This window comes from Brevibacterium litoralis, from assembly GCF_040212315.1.
In the GTDB taxonomy this organism is placed as follows: Bacteria; Actinomycetota; Actinomycetes; order Actinomycetales; family Brevibacteriaceae; genus Brevibacterium; species Brevibacterium litoralis.
Window position 1 is genome coordinate 100457 of the sequence record NZ_JBDIUY010000026.1, and the last position, 17507, is coordinate 117963.

At 68.0% G+C, this 17507-nt stretch carries 13 protein-coding genes; 7 read left to right on the plus strand and 6 right to left on the minus strand.

Annotated features, from left to right (window positions below):
* The first annotated feature begins 1 nt into the window (after window position 1).
* The 6 genes from AAD496_RS09795 to AAD496_RS09820 all read left to right on the plus strand — a co-directional run bounded on the left by AAD496_RS09795 (window position 2) and on the right by AAD496_RS09820 (window position 8015).
* Entirely contained in the window at window positions 2-1291 is a 1290-nt protein-coding gene (locus AAD496_RS09795; protein ID WP_433913753.1) for a deoxyguanosinetriphosphate triphosphohydrolase, read from the plus strand.
* Between the two features lie 148 nt (window positions 1292-1439).
* On the plus strand, window positions 1440-3539 hold the full coding sequence (dnaG, locus tag AAD496_RS09800; protein WP_349828515.1) for a DNA primase: 2100 nt from the start codon (window positions 1440-1442) through the stop codon (window positions 3537-3539).
* Between the two features lie 73 nt (window positions 3540-3612).
* Window positions 3613-4344 (plus strand): TetR/AcrR family transcriptional regulator, encoded by a 732-nt coding sequence (locus AAD496_RS09805; protein ID WP_349828516.1) that lies wholly within the window; start codon window positions 3613-3615, stop codon window positions 4342-4344.
* Window positions 4341-6353 carry a DHA2 family efflux MFS transporter permease subunit gene (locus AAD496_RS09810; RefSeq protein WP_349828517.1) on the plus strand — a complete coding sequence of 671 codons (2013 nt, stop codon included), beginning with the start codon at window positions 4341-4343 and terminating at the stop codon, window positions 6351-6353. Before AAD496_RS09805 ends, AAD496_RS09810 begins: the two co-directional genes overlap by 4 nt.
* Complete coding sequence (locus AAD496_RS09815; RefSeq protein ID WP_349828518.1) at window positions 6310-7350, plus strand: D-2-hydroxyacid dehydrogenase; 1041 nt, start codon at window positions 6310-6312, stop codon at window positions 7348-7350. Before AAD496_RS09810 ends, AAD496_RS09815 begins: the two co-directional genes overlap by 44 nt.
* A complete protein-coding gene (locus AAD496_RS09820) occupies window positions 7347-8015 on the plus strand; it encodes a hypothetical protein (RefSeq protein WP_349828520.1) in 669 nt (222 codons plus the stop codon). Before AAD496_RS09815 ends, AAD496_RS09820 begins: the two co-directional genes overlap by 4 nt.
* A 1545-nt stretch (window positions 8016-9560) precedes the next feature.
* On the opposite strand, the gene glpK is transcribed toward AAD496_RS09820, so the two are convergent.
* The 3 genes from glpK to AAD496_RS09835 form a co-directional block, all read right to left on the minus strand.
* Window positions 9561-11060, minus strand: coding sequence for a glycerol kinase GlpK (glpK, locus tag AAD496_RS09825; protein ID WP_349828521.1), 1500 nt, complete (start codon window positions 11058-11060; stop codon window positions 9561-9563).
* Window positions 11061-11258: 198 nt separating this feature from the next.
* On the minus strand, window positions 11259-12701 hold the full coding sequence (locus AAD496_RS09830; RefSeq protein ID WP_349828522.1) for a glyceraldehyde-3-phosphate dehydrogenase: 1443 nt from the start codon (window positions 12699-12701) through the stop codon (window positions 11259-11261).
* A 323-nt stretch (window positions 12702-13024) separates the two neighbouring features.
* Entirely contained in the window at window positions 13025-14155 is a 1131-nt protein-coding gene (locus AAD496_RS09835; protein ID WP_349828523.1) for a YhjD/YihY/BrkB family envelope integrity protein, read from the minus strand.
* A 75-nt stretch (window positions 14156-14230) separates the two neighbouring features.
* On the opposite strand from AAD496_RS09835, the gene AAD496_RS09840 reads away from it, so the two are divergent.
* On the plus strand, window positions 14231-14905 hold the full coding sequence (locus AAD496_RS09840) for a DedA family protein (RefSeq protein WP_349828525.1): 675 nt from the start codon (window positions 14231-14233) through the stop codon (window positions 14903-14905).
* Between the two features lie 52 nt (window positions 14906-14957).
* On the opposite strand, the gene AAD496_RS09845 is transcribed toward AAD496_RS09840, so the two are convergent.
* The 3 genes from AAD496_RS09845 to AAD496_RS09855 all read right to left on the minus strand — a co-directional run bounded on the left by AAD496_RS09845 (window position 14958) and on the right by AAD496_RS09855 (window position 17495).
* A complete protein-coding gene (locus tag AAD496_RS09845) occupies window positions 14958-15365 on the minus strand; it encodes a nuclear transport factor 2 family protein (protein ID WP_349828526.1) in 408 nt (135 codons plus the stop codon).
* A 280-nt stretch (window positions 15366-15645) separates the two neighbouring features.
* Window positions 15646-16173 carry a CoA-binding protein gene (locus AAD496_RS09850; protein ID WP_349828527.1) on the minus strand — a complete coding sequence of 176 codons (528 nt, stop codon included), beginning with the start codon at window positions 16171-16173 and terminating at the stop codon, window positions 15646-15648.
* Complete coding sequence (locus AAD496_RS09855; RefSeq protein ID WP_349828528.1) at window positions 16170-17495, minus strand: O-acetylhomoserine aminocarboxypropyltransferase/cysteine synthase family protein; 1326 nt, start codon at window positions 17493-17495, stop codon at window positions 16170-16172. The genes AAD496_RS09850 and AAD496_RS09855 overlap by 4 nt, the downstream gene beginning before the upstream one ends.
* Between the last annotated feature and the right edge of the window lie 12 nt (window positions 17496-17507).

Genomic DNA, 17507 nt, shown 5'->3' on the forward strand with positions numbered 1-17507 from the left:
CGTGACCGCAGTGCTCAACTCCGAGGTCGCCGAGTACTCCGCCCACGACCGGGAACGCTGGGTGATCGAGGCGGCCAAGAACCCGCGCCGCTCCGACTTCCAACGGGACCGTGCCCGGGTGCTCCATTCCTCGGGTCTCCGCCGCCTGGGTGCGAAGACCCAGGTGGTCGACCCCGGCACCGACGACTTCGGCCGCACCCGCCTCACCCACTCCCTCGAGGTCGCCCAGGTGGGCCGGGAACTCGCCAGGTACCTCGGCACCGACCCGGACATCGTCGACACCGCCTGCCTCGCCCACGACCTCGGCCACCCGCCCTTCGGGCACAACGGTGAGACGGTGCTCGACGAGGTGTGCGCGGACATCGGCGGTTTCGAGGGCAATGCCCAGACCCTCCGGGTGCTCACCCGCCTGGAGCCCAAGGTCTTCCGCGCCGACGGGGGTCCGGCCGGCCTCAACCTCACCCGTGCCACCCTCGACGCGTGCACCAAGTACCCGTGGACCCGGTCCGAGTCACCGATCCCCACGAAGGCCGGGTCGACCGTGACGAAGTTCGGCACGTACGAGGACGACGAGGCGGCCTTCGCCTTCGTCCGGGAGGGTCGTGAACCGGGGCGCAAGTGTCTGGAGGCCCAGATCATGGACCTCGCCGACGACATCTCCTACTCCGTCCACGACGTCGAGGACGCGGTGTTCTCCGGAGCGCTCGACCTCCACGCCTACGACAACGACCACGCACTCGGCGGGCTCATCGACATCACCCGCTCGTGGTACCTGCCCGAGGCGCGCGACGAGGACATCACCTCCGCGCTGCACCGTCTGGGCCGGGCCAGCTACTGGCCGAAGGACCGCTATGACGGGTCCCGTCGTGCCCAGGCCGGGCTCAAGCACATGACGAGTCAGCTCATCGGTCGGTTCGTGGGTGCGGCGGAGGCCGCGACCCGCGAGGAGTACGGCTGGGAACCGCTGGGCCGCTACGACGGGGAACTCGTGGTCCCGGACGCGACCCGCGACGAGATCGCCGTCCTCAAGGGCCTGGCGACCGTCACGGTCATGGTCGCCGAGGAACGCCTGAGCCTGCAGCGGATCCAGGCCCGGGTGCTCACCACCCTGTGCGAGTACTTCTCGGACAAGCCCGAGGCGATGGACCGCATGTTCCTGGCCGACCACCGCGAGGCTGCCGACGACGCCGGACGCCTGCGGGCCGTCGTCGACCAGGTCGCCTCGCTCACCGACCACTCGGCCTGGAGCGCCTACCACTCGATGCAGGCCGACGAGGCGTCGCTGTTGTGATCGCCCCGACCATGGCTCCCGCACTCAGTGCCGAGGCAAGCCCTGCGGATCGCTCGGGCGTGATCGCCCCGACCATGGCTCCCGCACTCAGTGCCGAGGCAAGCCCTGCGGATCGCTCGGGCGTGATCGCCGTGGGAGTCGACGCCTGATGCCGCAGGGACTCATCCGCCGGGAGGACATCGACGAGGTCCGCTCCCGCGTGCGCATCGACGAGGTGATCGGCGAGTACGTGACCCTCAAGAACGCGGGCATCGGCGCGCTCAAGGGTCTGTGCCCCTTCCACGACGAGCGCACTCCCTCCTTCAACGTCCGCCCGCAGGTGGGCATGTACCACTGCTTCGGGTGCGGCGAGTCCGGGGACGTCTTCACGTTCCTGCAGAAGCTCGACGGTCTCACCTTCGTCGAGTCCGTCGAACGCCTGGCCGGTTCCGTCGGCGTGCAGTTGCAGTACGAGGAGGGCAGCGGCCCGGACAAGGAGGAGTTCGGCCGCCGTCAGCGCCTCATCGACATGCACCAGGTGGCCGGTGCGTTCTTCGAGGAGCGGCTGCGGGACGCCGAGGCCCAGGCCGGCCGCGACTACCTCTCCGAGCGCGGCTTCGACGCCGAGGTGTGCGCCCGCTACGGCATCGGTTACGCCCCGAACTCCTGGGACGCGCTCCTCAAGCACCTGCGCACCCGTGGGTTCCGGAACGACGAGATCGCCGCGGCCGGACTCGTGTCCGAGGGACAGCGCGGCGTCTACGACCGGTTCCGCGGGCGGCTCACCTGGCCCATCCGCGACGTCACCGGCCGCACCATCGGCTTCGGCGCCCGCCGCCTGCGGGAGGACGACAAGGGGCCCAAGTACCTCAACACCCCGGAGACCGCGCTCTACAAGAAGAACCAGGTCCTCTACGGCCTCGACCTCGCCAAGCGGGCGATCGCGAAGAACAAGCGGGTGGTCATCGTCGAGGGCTACACCGACGTCATGGCCGCGCACCTCTCCGGCATCGAGGAGGCCGTCGCCACCTGCGGGACCGCCTTCGGGGCCGAGCACATCAAGATCGTCCGCCGGCTGCTGGGCGACGACTCGCAGCACGCAGGCACCGTGATCTTCACCTTCGACGGGGACGAGGCCGGTCAGGCCGCAGCCCTCAAGGCCTTCCGCGAGGACCAGAAGTTCGTCTCCCAGACCTTCGTCGCCGTCGCCAAGGACGGAATGGACCCCTGTGACCTGCGGATGCAGCGCGGCGAGGCGGCCGTCCGCGACCTCGTCGAGTCCCGCAAGCCCCTCTTCGAGTTCGCCCTCGACCAGACGATCGCCGACCACGACCTCGACACCGCCGAGGGCCGCGTGCGCGCCATCCGCGCGGCCGCCCCGCTCATCGCGCAGATCCGCGACGCCGCGCTGCGCCCCGAGTACGAGCGGATCGTCGCCGGTCACATCGGCGTCGACACCCAGCAGGTCACCCGCGCCGTCCTCGCGTACCGCAAGCGGTCCAAGGACGGGGACCGCTCCCGAGGTGCCCCGCACTCCCGTCCCGACCGTGGGGGTCCGCAGGGGGTCGAGCACGCCCGTGGTGGGACCCGTCCGCAGGGCACCGACCCCGGGGCGGGGTCCGCTCGTCCCTACGACCCGTCTGCCCCGGGTCCGCGGTGGACCGGAGGACGGTCTCCGTCGGGAGGACAGTTCCGGCGTGACGACCAGGGCGCCTCGGCGGGCGGGCAGTTCCCGCCGGAACCCGACGCGGACCGGGACGCTGCGATCGCGGCGTACGCCGAGGAGATCGAGTACGAACCGCTCGACCCCACGCGGCTGAAGATCGAGCGCGGGGCGCTCATGGTGGCCCTCCAGGAGCCGACCTACGTGAACGCCAAGCTGTTCGACAACCTCAACGGGAAGGTGTTCTCCGACCCGGCGTACCGGGAGGTGCACCAGGCGATGAAGGACGCCGGGGGAGTGCGGACGGGGCTCGCGGACCCGTCCTCCTGGCCGGAGAAGGTGCTGGCGGCCGCCGACGAGCGGATCCGTGGACTCGTGGGAGAGCTCACCGTGCAGCCTCTGCCGGCGGTCGACGGCGAGGGTGTCGAGCGGTACTCGCGGGCGATCATCGCGCGGCTGTTCGACAAGGACATGGAGCGGATCGCGGGCGAACTCCACTCGCGACTGCAGCGCACGGCGCCGGAGGACTTCGAGACGACGACAAAGCTGCTCGACCAGCTCCAGGTGCTGGAGAGGCAGCGGGGGCGCCTCAAGCAGATGATGTGACGAGCACTGCATTCCTGCACACTGTGCATGTTTTCCCTTGAGGAAAAATTGCACAGGGTGCAAGATCGTGGGTGTGAGTACGACAGATGCCCCGCCGGCCGCCACCGCGAACGAGTCCCTGCGGGAACGCAAGACCCGCCGGACCCGGCGCGCCATCCACGTGGCGACCGTCGAGCTCGCGCTCGAACACGGGCTGGAGAGCGTGACGGTCGCGCAGATCGCCGAGGCCGCCGGAGTGTCCTCGCGGACCTTCTTCAACTACTTCGCCTCGAAGGAGGACGCGATCGTCGGTTTCACCACCGACCGTGCCCTCGACGAGGACCAGGTGACCGCCTTCATCGAGGCGCCGCCGCGGGAGGGGTCGCTGAGCGAGGACATCGCCCACCTCCTCCACGAGGCCTACGTGCTCACCTTCAACGACGACGAGGTGGCCAAGAAGCGCAGGCACCTCTTCGCACTCCACCCGCACCTGTTCAGTCGGCAGCTGGAGCGCAGCACCGTGTTGGAGGAACAGGCCGCGCAGATCGTCGAGGGCCGCATGGAGCGGTGGGGGATCGTCTACGACTCGCCCGAGGAATCCCGCGACCTCGCTCGCATGATCGTTCGCGTCTGCGTCGCCCCGCTCACGTTCTCCGCCCGCAAGCTCGCCTTCCACGACCAGCAGCCCGGTGAGGAACCGATGGACGACCTGCAGACCGGGGCCCTCTTCGAACGGTCCCTGCGCCTGTTCCTCGACGTGTTGCGCGGGCCGGTCGCCGGGCCCACCGACGTCCCCACATCCGACACCTCCCGGGAAGGAGCATGACCCCCGTGCGGAAGTCCGCCCCCGACACCGCTCCGGACACCACTGACGGAGACGGCGAGATGTCGAAGTCCGCCGTCCTCCTGCTCTTCATCGGCCTCATGATGGCCATGTTCATGTTCGCGCTCAACCAGAACATGCTCGCGACGGCGCTGCCCACGATCGTCGGGGAACTCGGTGGGGTCGACCTGCAGCTGTGGGTGTCGACGGCCTTCATGCTCGCCTCGACGATCGTCATGCCGATCTACGGCAAGGTCGGTGACCTGTTCGGGCGCAAGAAGCTCTTCCTCTTCGCGATCGCGATCTTCATGGTCGGCGCGGTGTGCGGACTCGTCGCCCAGGACATGCGCTTCATCATCCTGGGCCGGGTGCTCCAGGGCATCGGCGGTGGTGGGCTGCTCATCCTCTCGCAGGCGATCATCGCCTCCGTCGTGCCCGCCCGGCAGCGCGGCAAGTACATGGGCATCATGGGGTCGGTCTTCGCGGTGTGCTCGGTCGCGGGACCCCTGGTCGGGGGCTGGCTTACGGAGGGCCCCGGTTGGCGTTGGGCCTTCGTCATCAACTTCCCGCTCGGCCTGTGCGCCATTCTCGCGGCGGTCGTGTTCCTCAAGATCCCGAAGACGCGCTACGAGACGCGGCCCAAGGTCGACGTCGGCGGCATGATGCTCATCGGCTCCTTCACGTCCTCGCTCATCCTCGTGACCGCCTGGGGCGGCGCCCAGTACGCCTGGACCTCGCCGGTGATCCTCGGACTCGTGGCGGTGTGCCTCGTCTCGGCCCTCGCCTTCGTGTTCGTCGAGGCGAAGGTGAGCGAACCGGTCATCCCCATGGACCTGTTCCGGCAGCGGAACTTCGTGTTCTCCACGCTCTCCGGCATGCTCATCGCCGTGTCGATGTTCGGTGTCATCGCCTACATGCCCACCTACCTGCAGATGGTGCACGGGATGTCCGCGACGGCTGCCGGCTTCATGATGATCCCGCAGATGGGCTTCATGCTCGTCTCCTCGACGATCATCGGGTTCGTCGTCGCCCGGACCGGTCGGTACAAGATCTACCCGGTCCTCGGCGTCGTCTTCGTGCTCGCGGCGATGACCTGGCTGAGCATGCTCGGCCCGCACAGCGGCATCCTCGTGACGATCGCGCCGATGGCCCTCCTGGGTCTCGGGTTCGGGTTCTCCCAGCAGATGCTCGTGCTCATCGTGCAGAACGCCTTCCCCGTCGCCGTCGTCGGCACCGCGACCGCCGCCTCGAACTTCTTCCGCCAGATCGGGTCGACGCTCGGCATGTCCGTCATCGGCGCGCTCTTCACCAGCCGTCTCATGGCGAACCTGCACGACTCCGTGCCCGCGGGTGCCGCCGAGGTCGAACCGAGCTCGCTCACCCCGGAGCTCGTGGGCGGGTTGCCCGGCGACCTCCACGAGGCCGTCATCACCTCCTACAACGACGCGCTCCTGCCGCTCTACCTGTGGATCGTCCCCGTCACGGCCATCGGCCTGCTCTCCGCACTCCTCATCAAGGAGGTGCCACTGGCGACGAAGATCGATCGTCGCCCGCCCACCCGCGCGACGATCACCGAGGAGGAGACCCCGGACCCGATCGGCGAGCAGGATCCCGCTCCCGAGGCGCCCTCCGCTCCCGGCGCCCCCGAGGGTGGGGCCGCCCCGGGCACAGGTCGGGCCCGAGCACAGGGCACCTCGGCTGTCGGGGAGGGCGGCGGGAAACTGCCGGCTGTTGGGGAGGGCGGCGGGAAACTGCCGGCTGCGGGGGACGAGAAGGTCGACTCGCACACGGGCGTCGTGCCGACCGTGCGGTCGACCTCGGACGACGGGATCACGGCGACGGCCGGATCGCTCGCGGCGACGGGGCAGGCGCCCTTGGATACAGTGGTGCGCAGGACGGGTACTGCGGATCAGCACGCCGCGTCCCGTGACGACGACCGCGCCGCCGCCGACCCCGAGGACCCCACCGATGACCGCATCCCCGCACGCTCCGCAGGTCGCCGCGGCGACTGACGACCACGGTCCCGGCAGGGCGCCTGTGACCGACCGTGTCCTCACCGTGGTGCACGGCGAGGGGAAGGCGGTTCCGGAGTCGTTCGGCCGGCTGGCGGACACCGCGGCCGAGGTCCGCTACGTGACCTCGGAGGGCTTGGCCCGGGCGCTGCCCGGTACGCACGCGGTGCTCATGTGGGACTTCCAGTCGACCGCCCTGCGGGATGCGTTCGATCGGGCGGATCGGCTCGAATGGGTGCACGCCGCCTCGGCGGGGGTCGACAGGATCGTGTTCCCGGCGCTGCGGGACTCCGGGGTGACGCTCACGAACGCACGGGGCACCTTCGACCGGCCGATCGCGGAGTTCGTGCTCTCCTTCCTCCTCATGTTCGCCAAGGACATGCCGCGGTCGCTCGTCGACCAGGCCGGGCGGGTCTGGCGGCACCGGGAGACCGAGGACCTCACGGGCACCCGGGTGATGGTGGCCGGGACCGGGGCGATCGGCCGGGAGATCGCGCGGCTGCTGCGTGCCGTCGGCCTGGAGGTCCGTGGTGCGGGGTCGTACGCCCGGACCGGGGATCCCGACTTCGGTGACATCGTCGACTCCGCGGACCTCGCGGCCCATGTGACGGACGTCGACTGGCTGGTGAACGTCGCGCCGTTGACGCCGGCGACGACGGGGTACATCGGTCGGTCCGTGTTCGACGCGCTGCCCGCGCACGCCCGGTTCGTGAATGTGGGACGGGGCGATTCCGTCGTGACGGCAGATCTCGTCGCGGCCCTGGAGTCCGGGTCGATCGCCGGTGCCGGGCTCGACGTCGTCGACACGGAGCCGATGCCCGCCGAGCACCCGCTGTGGTCGACGCCGAACACACTCATCACCCCGCACATGAGCGGGGACACGCAGGGCTGGTCCGAGCGGTTGGCCGTCCAGTTCCTGGAGAACTGGGACCGGTACGTGGCAGGGGAACCGCTGCACAACGTCATCGACCTGGAGAAGGGGTACGCACGCGCGTGAACAGGTGGGCAGGTGCCGGGAACGGGGACGGTGCGGGTCGCGACGGTGTGCCGGACGAACGCTCCTACGAGGAGCGCCGGACGGACCTGGTCCGGGAGTCCCTCGTCGAGGTGATGGGTGGCCGGACTGCGCGGGTCGCGGCGGCCTTCCTCAGTGCCGCGGCCCTCGTGGTCGCCGCGCTCGGCACGACGCTCGGCGCGTTCGGGGTCGGGACGAACGGTGGTGCGGCTGGTGGTGCTGCGGGCGGGGGAGTGCTCCTGTTCGCCGCGACGACGATGGCGATCGTCGGGCTCGTGGCGGTGGCCGCCGGCCTGTGGTGGCTGCGGGGCCTCAACCGGCAGGATCCGGTCGACGAGGTGAACCTGCGCCGTCCCTCCAGGGCCCGTCTACCGCATTCGGTGACGGCGGCGACGGCGTGGTTCATGGCCGCGGTGGTCGTCGGTCTGCTCGTGCTCGTGCCCACCTGGGGTCAGGATCCGGCGACCGGTGTGGGGATCGCGGTGGCCTGTGGACTGCTCGGCCTCATCGGGCCGACGAGTGCCCGCGCCTACCTCTTCGCCGACCGTGATCTGCGGGACCAGGAGGCCGCCGACCCGGCACTCACGGCCCGGTTGGAGGAACTCAACCCCCTGTGGGTCTACGACGTCCTCGAGGGCCGCGGTTGAGAGTAGTCAACATGCGGGCAGGCGACTCAATTGACCAGGTACGTCAAAGCCAAGGATTTTTGAGGTATCAGTGTCGATTGTTCTCTTCATTTGAGTCATTCCAGGAGAAGCTCCATGAGTCATCTAATCGAGGAGGAATTTCCAACAGGTAGTGAAGGAAGTCAAGATCTATTCGTAGTTCCACTGATATCGACTGATGGTCGAATTTTCGACGGAGCAACTCTTCAATTACATATTTGAGTCGAGCGGTGTGAACTGGGGGCGGAATTCCGTGCAATTCCGATACGAGCGCCTTAGCTTCATTGAATAAGTCTCGATCTCCCGCTTCGCTAATTACTGTACACCTCCCGACTCGGGATGAACGTGACAATTGTCGACTCTAACCGTATTGCTCTGGTATGGGCCGAACTGAGTGCCGCGCACATAAACCCAAACGACCACATGATATTTCCTGTCGTCGTTCTCTTCGCAATAGTCTGATTCGGAGACTGGGGCGACGTTCGAGTACCTACTGTTGGAAGATCGCACTTTCCAGAGGCGGTCGTAGCGCAAGCACGCTGCGTTGGCGCATGTATCGCGAAGCTCGACGTCGATGTAATGGGGGTATACGTCATTGGGCGAAGTGCTTACGCAGGAGTTTTGGGCGCCCCATTCCAGAGAATTGGAGATCTTTCTCGGGGTGTAGAAATTACCGGTGCAAATCCCTGCACTCCATAGGGGACTGACGGATCCGTCATTCTCTGAATCAGTTCCGGGTACGAACACCCAGTCGTCATCGTGGTCGACGAACATGACGCCACCGTTCTCGTCAACTTGTACATCGGTTGGCCCTTCTAGACCGTGATCCTTCAGGATGGTCTCATCATTTTGTGAAATAAGCACCTTTTGTTCGGTGCTGTCGATGGAGTCTTGTGATACTTTGGTCATCGGTGCCGATGCCATGCCGCAGGCTGAAATTGTCAGTATGCTCGCGGTGGAAACTACGATCTTTCGGATTCGTGAGAATGTCATTGTTTTCTGACTCCTGTTGAAACGATTCCGAAGAATGCATGAATTCGGGAAGCGCGTGAAGCGAGTATTCGAAAACTCTCTGTGTGATGTGTAGCATACTCCCTGTCAAGGATGCGTCAAGACGGGATCCAGACGGCGCGGTGGTTTTCGCAGGTACCGCAGGCTCGTTCGCCGTGCGCGTTGACTGTGGTCGGTGCAGGCACCGCTGGCTTGCGACCCGCTCGGTCTCATCGGTCCCGCAGATGCCCGTGCCTACATCTTCGCCCCTCGCTACGTGGGGGCCAGGGAGCGGTCGGTCCCGCGCCAAGCGCTGGCCAGGAAGGCCGGGATGTTCTCGCGTGAGTCGACGAGCACAGAGACGGTCATCAGGTCGAGGTCTTCGTCGAAGTCGACGGTGACCCGATCGAAGACCCGGCAGCGCCCCGAACTGCTGATCTCATCCGGTTGATGGGCTCGGATCCGACGAAGCCGGAAGTCCCGCAAGCGACGTGGGTGATGGTCCCCAAAGGTCGGAGCTGACCTTCGGGCCTTGGTTCAGTCGACCCAGCCGAGGCTGCGCTCGACCGCGTGGTCCCAGCGGGTGCGGATCCGGGAGCGGGTGTCGGAGTCGATTCCGGGGGACCAGCGGGCCTCCTCCTGCCAGAACTCGGCGACCTCCTCGGTGCCGGACCACAGGCCGGAACCGATCCCGGCGGCACTCGCGGCGCCACCGGCGGTCGACTCGATGCTCGTGGGACGGACGACGTCGATGTCGAGGACGTCCGCCTGGAACTGCATGAGCAGGTCGTTCATGCTCATGCCCCCGTCGGCGCGCAGCCGGTCGATCTCGAAACCGGAGTCGGCACGGAGGACGTCGAGCACCTCGGCGGTCTGGAAGGCGGTCGATTCCAGAGCGGCCCGGGCGATATGCCCCTTCGTCGCGAAGCGTGTGAGACCGGTGATCGTGCCCCGGGCGTCGGGTCGCCAGCGCGGCGCGTAGAGGCCCGAGAACGCGGGGACGAAGTACACGTCGCCGCAGTCCTCGACGGAGGAGGCGAGTGCCTCGACCTCGGAGGACGAGCGGATGATCCCGAGGTTGTCCCGCAGCCACTGGACGAGGGAGCCGGCGACCGCGATCGACCCCTCCAGGGCGTAGTGGGCCGGCTGCCCGGCGATCTGGAACCCGAGGGTCGTCACGAGCCCGTGCTCGGACCGGTGGATCTCCTCACCGGTGTTCATGAGGATGAAGCAGCCGGTGCCGTAGGTGTTCTTCGTGTCGCCGGGGGAGAAGCACGCTTGCCCGAAGGTCGCCGCCTGCTGGTCCCCGAGCACCCCGGTGATCGGCACTCCGGCGGCGAGGAATCCCGGTGCCATGGTCCCGAACTCCCCGACGGAGGGCAGGATCTCCGGAAGTGCCTCCCGCGGGACCCCGGTGAGGTCGAGCATCCGGTCGGACCAGTCGAGCGTCGTGAGGTCCATGAGCATGGTCCGCGACGCGTTCGTCACGTCCGTGACGTGGCGGCCACCGCGGGGTCCGCCCGTGAAGTTCCAGATGAGCCACGAGTCGACGGTGCCGAGCAGAGCGTCACCGGCGGCCAGGGCGTCCTGCAGGCCCTCGACATGGTCCATGAGCCACATCGTCTTGATCGCGCTGAAGTACGTGTTGATCGGCAGGCCGGTGATCCGCGCGATCTCCTCGGCGTGGCCGGCATCCCGCAACCGGTCGACGTACTCACCCCCACGGGTGTCCTGCCAGACGAGGGCGTTCGACAGCGGCCTACCCGTGTGCCGGTCCCACACGACCGTCGTCTCACGCTGGTTCGTGATGCCGATCGCGGAGAGGTCGGAGGCGGTGAGCTGCGCGGAACCGAGCGCCCGGCCGATCACCTCCCGGGTCGTCCGGAAGATCTCCGCGGCGTCGTGCTCCACCCAGCCCGCCCGCGGGAAGATCTGCCGGAACTCCTGCGCGTGCGAGGCGAGCACCTGCCCGTCGGGGGAGTGGATGACCGCCCGGGTGGACGTCGTGCCTTCGTCGAGAGCGAGTACGTGACCCATGGCACGAGACTAGCGAACGCAGAGACGGAAACCGCCCCGGCTGTGCTCGATTCCGCCCCGTCCCCGGAACCCCACCGCCCCGATATCGTTCACGGCCCTCGATATGTCAGCACATATCGAGGGCCGTGAACGATATCGGGGCGGTTCGCCGGAGAGCGGTCGGGAGTGACCGGGGCGGTTCGCCTCGGGGGCGGTGGATCAGGCGGTGGCCGGGTGGACGACGGCCGGGACGGAGGGCGCCTCGAGGTCGGCCATGGCGGCCACGCAACGGACGACCTGGCAGGAGTAACCGAACTCGTTGTCGTACCACACGTAGACGACGGCACGGTTGCCGTCGACGATCGTCGCCAGGCCGTCGACGACGCCGGCACGCTTTGAGCCGACAAGGTCTGAGGAGACGACCTCCGGGGAGGCGATGTAGTCGATCTGGTTGCGCAGCGCCGAGTTCAGCGAGATGTCGCGGATGTAGGCGTTGAGCTCCTCGGCCGTCGTCTCCTTGGCCAGGTTGAGGTTGAGCACGGCCATCGAGACGTCCGGCGTGGGGACGCGGATGGCGTTACCGGTGAGCTTGCCCTTGAGCTCCGGCAGGGCCTTCGAGACGGCCTTGGCGGCACCGGTCTCGGTGAGGACCATGTTGAGCCCGGCGGCACGGCCACGGCGCGAACCCTTGTGGAAGTTGTCCGTGAGGTTCTGGTCGTTCGTGAAGGAGTGGACGGTCTCCATGTGACCGTTCTCGATGCCGAAGCCGTCGTTGATGACCTTGAGCACCGGGGTGATGCCGTTGGTCGTGCAGGACGCGGCCGAGAGGATGGTGTCCTCCGGGGTGATGTCCTCGGTGTTGACCCCGTAGACGATGTTCTTGATGTCGCCCTTGCCCGGAGCGGTGAGGAGGACCTTCGAGACACCCTTCGACTCCAGGTGCTGACCGAGGCCCTTCTCGTCGCGCCACCGGCCGGTGTTGTCGACGAGGATGGCGTCGGAGATGCCGTACGCGGTGTAGTCGACGGTGGCCGGGTCGTTCGAGTAGATGACCTGGATGAGCACGCCGTTGGCGAGGATCGTGTTGTTCTCCTCGTCGACGACGACCGAGCCGTCGAACTTGCCGTGGATCGAGTCGCGGCGCAGCAGCGAGGCGCGCTTGATGATGTCGTCCTCGGAGTTCTTGCGGACGACGACCGCACGCAGACGCAGACCGGAGGTACCGGCGCGGTCGACGAGGATGCGGGCCAGCAGACGGCCGATGCGACCGAAGCCGTAGAGGACGACGTCGCGCTGCTTGGCGCGGGTGGTGTCCGCGGCACCGACGAGCGAACCCATCTGCTCGTTGAGGTAGGCGTTCAGGTCGTTCGTGTCCGCCGCACGAAAACCGGCGGCGAGGCGCCCGAGGTCGACCCGGGCCGCGCCGAGGTTCATCTCGTCGAGGGCCTTCGCGATCGCGAGGGTCTCACCGAGGTCGAGGTCCTGACCGTCGAAATGACGCGCGTACCGGTGGGCCTTGATGACACCGATGGCGGACTTGTTGAGCAGGCTGCGGCCGTAGACCGTGAGGAGGACGTCGTTGTTCCGGTGCAGGCGACCCACGAAGGGGATGAGCTGCTCCGCCGCGTCCTGCTTGGCGGTCCACTCCTGCATTGCCGTCATTGCCTGGTCTGTCACCTGTCGGTACCTTTCGTGGGCGGTTCGTCGCCGGCCGGTGGCGCGGGAGCCGTCATGTGCCCGGGATGTCCCGAGCAGTGGTCCGGACGCCCCGGACCGGGTGGTCCGTGGGATCCGGCAGGCCTGCGATTTCAGGGTTCCGCCCGCGAGTCTACCCGGGGTCACGGTCCGGTTACGGAGGAAATCGGCCTGAAGCGCCCCTCGTTCGCCGGTGAGAAGCACCATATGTGTGTCCGGACCTGCCCGGACCCCACCGGGTGGGTGGGGTCGTGTGCGGGTGTGTGGGAATCGCCGGGGCAGTGTGCGGGTCAGTCGGTGTCGGGAGTGGAGGGCGCCTCGGCGGCGCGGCGACCGAGATTGCGGACACCGATGACGGTGAGGCCGACGAGGCAGATGCCGACGGCGAGACCGCCCAGCATCTCCATGGTGGAGTCGGCGCGGGGGCCGGTGACCGTGCGCGAGGGGTGCCATCCGGGCGGGGCCGGGGCGAGGTCGGCGAAGATCGACCGGTCGTCGGCGGTGCCCATCCAGGCGGCGATGACGAGCAGGATGCGGGCGAAGATGTTCATCGCGGCCATCACCGCGATGATCGGACCGAAGAGGGCGGCGGTCGGGGAGCCGGAGAACAGCCCGATGAGCACGGTGGCGAGGTTCAGCAGCGCGGTGAGCGCGACGGCGCCGATGAGAGAGCCGATGGCACGGGTACGCCGCGGGATCCGGTGGGCCGGGATCATCGTGAAGATCCAGTAGAACAGGCACCAGGCGGCGCCGATCGTGATGAAGATCGGGGTGATCGTGAGGACCGGGGTGACCCAACCCGGGAGCATGAGCCAGTCGACGATCTGTGTCTGCAGACCGGTCCCGATGACCGTGGCGACGACGGTGAGCGCGATGCCGATGAGCAACCCGAGCAGCGTGAGCAGGTTGTTGAGGTACTTGGCGACGATGTTGTCCTTGACCGGCAGGTCGAGTTCACGGCGCAACTGGGCGCGGATCGCGCCCTTGAGGTTCCCGATGAAGCCCTGGGCCGTGTAGACGGCCGACAGGAGCGAGACGATGCCGACCCCGGCCCAGTTCTCCACCCAGTTGGCGATCATCGCGCGGATCTCCTCGCCGGGTGCCAGGTTGCCGACGATGTCGAGGGCGTCGTCGATGAGGTCCGGGCGCAGGACGTCGAGGAAGAAGCCGAGGGAGGCGAAGGCGAACATCCCGGTGGGGATGAGGGCCAGCACGAGGAAGTACGTGATGGCGGCGGCGAACTGGTTGCCCAGTCGGATGTTGAACCGTTCGACCGTGTCCTTGAGGTGGACGACGGCCGGGCGGTGCATGAACTCGCGGCCGGCGGACTGCGCCCGGGTGCGGTCCGTGAGTAGCCGGTGCCGGTGGTGGTCCGGCGAGGTGTTCATGGTCCCCGGCTGGGAATTCTCTGTGATCGCCATGTGATGAAGGCTACCGAAGTCTCGGGCGGGATGGGGGATCGGGCGGGCCGTCGTCCCCACCACTAGTCTGGGGTCATGACGGATCCCCAGGTCACGGCGGCCGCCGCCGAGGTGTCACTCACCGGGTTCACCGGCTGGGTGGTCGGGGTCATGGAGGCGCTCGGCATCTGGGGCGTGGGCCTGCTCGTCGCGCTGGAGAACGTGTTCCCGCCGATCCCCTCCGAGATCATCCTGCCGCTCGCCGGTTTCACCGCGTCGCAGGGCTCGATGGAACTGCTCGGTGCGGTCGTCGGGGCGACCCTCGGTTCCCTTCTCGGGGCGACCACGCTCTATTTGCTCGGCCGGGCCTTCGGGCTCGACCGACTGCGACGGTGGGGTGCGCGACTGCCGCTCGTCGACGTCGAGGACGTGGACTCGGCGGTGGCCTGGTTCCACCGTCACCGTCGGTGGGGCGTGTTGTTCGGGCGTCTGGTCCCGGTGGTGCGATCGCTCGTGTCGATCCCGGCCGGGGTCGAGCGCATGCCCTACTGGTTCTTCGCGGGACTCACGACGGCCGGGTCCCTCGTGTGGAACTGCCTGCTCATCGGGGCGGGGTACATGCTCGGCGAGAACTGGCACGTCGTCGAGGTGTACGTCGGCTCGTTCCAGAAGGTCGTCCTCGTGCTCGCCGTCGTCGCCGTGGCCTCCTGGGTCGTCCTCCGGGTGGCCCGCAACCGTCGCCGCGCCCGCGACGGGAGTCACCACGGGTGACTGCTCAGCCCTGAGCAGCCGACGGGGTGCCGGGGTTCGGGCGGCGTTCAGGTCAGCCCATGTGGCCGAAGGTGCGGATCCGGGCGATGCGGTCCTCCCGGAACGTGAACGCCTCGGCCACGGCGGCGGTCGACTGCGGACCCCCGTCGCGGGGTGTCATCTTGAGCGTCCCGAGCGAGACCGTCATGTCGTCCTCGGTGACGAACGTGTCGATGTGCATGTGCCCGAGCCCGTACTGCAGGTCGTTCGTCATCCGCTCGACGAAGGCGTCCCGTCCGGTCGTCTGCACCTCGTCGTTCATGCTCCACACGAGGTCGCTGGTGAGCAGCTCCTCGATCCCCGTGAGGTCCCCGGCGGAGAAGTGCGCGTTGTAGAACTCGATGAGCCGGCGGTGCAGGGACTCCGGGTCGACCCCCGCGGCGGCGCGCTGTTCCCGGACCCGATCGTGTGTCGTGTACATGGCGGTCTCCGTCCTGGAGGGTGGCGGACGCGCGGCGCTCCTGGCTCCCCGCGGCGTCCGGGTGGCCACCTCCAGTGTGGCACCACTCACACGACCGGTCCATGTCTCCCGGGCGCCTCGGGAGCGGGAGGAGATGGAAGCGAGAACCGCCCCGATATCGTTCACGACGCCCACTATGTCGCGACATGCCGGGGCTCGTGAACGATATCGGGGCGGTGGGGTGCCGGGGCTGCGGCGTCGAGCACAGCCGGGGCGGTTGGCCCCCCGAGGCTGGGGCGCCTCAGGCGCGCAGCTGGCGCTTGCTGCTGATGACGCCGGTGTTGAACCCGGCGAGGTGCAGGCCGCCGTGGAAGCGGGCGTGCTCGATCTTCACGCAGCGGTTCATGACGACGTCGAGGCCACCGTCCTCGGCGATCGCCGCCGCCTCCTCGTTCCAGGAACCGAGCTGGAGCCACAAGGTCTTCGCACCGGCCTCGATCGCCTCGCGGGCCACGCCCGGCAGGTCGTCGTGCTTGCGGAAGACGTCGACGACGTCCGGGGACTCGGGCAGGTCGGCGAATGACGTGTAGACGGGCTGTCCGAGGATCTCGGTGGCCGTCGGGTTGATGAAGTAGACCCGGTAGGGCGAGGAGGACAGCAGGTACGTCGAGACGAAGTAGCTGGCACGCGAGGGCTTGGTCGAGGCGCCGACGATCGCGATCGACCGCGCGTCGCGCAGCAGACCCAGGCGTTCAGGCGCCCCGGGGTTCTTCCAGGAGCTTGCGTGCTCGATCTCGTTGGTCGTGAGTGCGGGTGCGTTCGCGGTCATGCCGGGGTCCCTTCGCGCGTGAGGCCGGTGGCGGTGGCGAGTGCCTGGTCGAAGTCCCAGAGGATGTCCTCGACCTCCTCCAGGCCGACGGACAGGCGGACGAGGTCCTCGCCGACGCCGCCGGCGGCCAACTGGTCGGCGGTGAGTTGCTGGTGGGTGGTCGAGGCGGGGTGGAGCACGAGGGTCCGCGAGTCGCCCACGTTCGCCAGGTGCGAGGCGAGCACACAGGCCTCGATGAAGGCCGCTCCCGCCTGGCGGCCGGTGACGGAATCGTTCCCGGCGACGCCGAAGGACATGATCGAACCGACGCCCTTGGGCAGGTACTTGCCCGCGCGCTCGTGGTGCGGGTGCAAGGGGAGACCGGCGTAGTTCACGTAGGACACGCGGGGGTCGGCCTCCAACCATTCGGCGACGACCTTCGCGTTGGCCAGATGGTTGTCCATGCGCTGGGGCAGGGTCTCGACACCCTGGAGGAGGTTCCAGGCGGCGGTCGGTCCGAGCGAGGGGCCGATGTCGCGCAGTTGTTCGGAACGCAGCTTCGTGAGGAAGCCGAACTCGCCGAAGTTGTCCCACCACGAGATGCCGTTGTACGAGGGCACGGGTTGCGTCATCGTCGGGAACTTGCCGTTGCCCCAGTCGAAGCGCCCGGACTCGATGACGACACCACCGAGGGTCGACCCGTGGCCGCCCAGGTACTTCGTCACCGAGTGGATGACGATGTCCGCACCGAAGTCGAAGGGGCGGGCCAGGTACGGGGTCGTGAGGGTGGCGTCGACGATGAGCGGGACGCCCGCCTCGTGGGCGACGGTGGCGAGCGCCTCGAGATCGGCGATCTCCCCGGAAGGATTGGCGACGAGTTCACAGTAGACGGCCTTCGTGTTCTCCCGGATCGCCGCGGCGTAGTCGGCCGGGTCGGTACCGGGCACGAAGGTCGTCTCGACGCCGAACCGGCGCAGGGTCACGTCGAGTTGGGTGATCGTGCCGCCGTAGAGCTGCGAGGACGCGACGACGTGGTCACCGGCCTGCGTGAGCGCCGCGAAGGTGACGAACTCCGCGGACATGCCGCTGGCCGTCGCGACCGCGCCGATCCCGCCCTCGAGCGCGGCCAGGCGCTCCTCCAGGGCGGCGACCGTCGGATTGCCGATGCGGGAGTAGATGTTGCCGTATTTCTGCAGCGCGAAGAGGTTCGCGGCGTCCTCGGAGTCCTTGAACACGAAGGACGAGGACTGGTAGATCGGCACGGCACGGGCGCCGTGTTCGGAATCGGGCGTCCCGCCGGCGTGGAGGGCCAGGGTGCGGAACCCGAACTGGTGGTCGGACATGGGGTGCGTCCT

Bases quoted from the DNA above. Each gene is read 5' to 3' on its own strand.
- dnaG (WP_349828515.1), top strand. From the start codon at position 1,440: ATGCCGCAGGGACTCATCCGCCGGGAGGACATCGACGAGGTCCGCTCC.
- AAD496_RS09810 (WP_349828517.1), top strand. From the start codon at position 4,341: ATGACCCCCGTGCGGAAGTCCGCCCCCGACACCGCTCCGGACACCACT.
- AAD496_RS09815 (WP_349828518.1), top strand. From the start codon at position 6,310: ATGACCGCATCCCCGCACGCTCCGCAGGTCGCCGCGGCGACTGACGAC.
- glpK (WP_349828521.1), bottom strand. From the start codon at position 11,060: ATGGGTCACGTACTCGCTCTCGACGAAGGCACGACGTCCACCCGGGCG.
- AAD496_RS09830 (WP_349828522.1), bottom strand. From the start codon at position 12,701: ATGACGGCAATGCAGGAGTGGACCGCCAAGCAGGACGCGGCGGAGCAG.
- AAD496_RS09835 (WP_349828523.1), bottom strand. From the start codon at position 14,155: ATGGCGATCACAGAGAATTCCCAGCCGGGGACCATGAACACCTCGCCG.
- AAD496_RS09840 (WP_349828525.1), top strand. From the start codon at position 14,231: ATGACGGATCCCCAGGTCACGGCGGCCGCCGCCGAGGTGTCACTCACC.
- AAD496_RS09845 (WP_349828526.1), bottom strand. From the start codon at position 15,365: ATGTACACGACACACGATCGGGTCCGGGAACAGCGCGCCGCCGCGGGG.
- AAD496_RS09850 (WP_349828527.1), bottom strand. From the start codon at position 16,173: ATGACCGCGAACGCACCCGCACTCACGACCAACGAGATCGAGCACGCA.
- AAD496_RS09855 (WP_349828528.1), bottom strand. From the start codon at position 17,495: ATGTCCGACCACCAGTTCGGGTTCCGCACCCTGGCCCTCCACGCCGGC.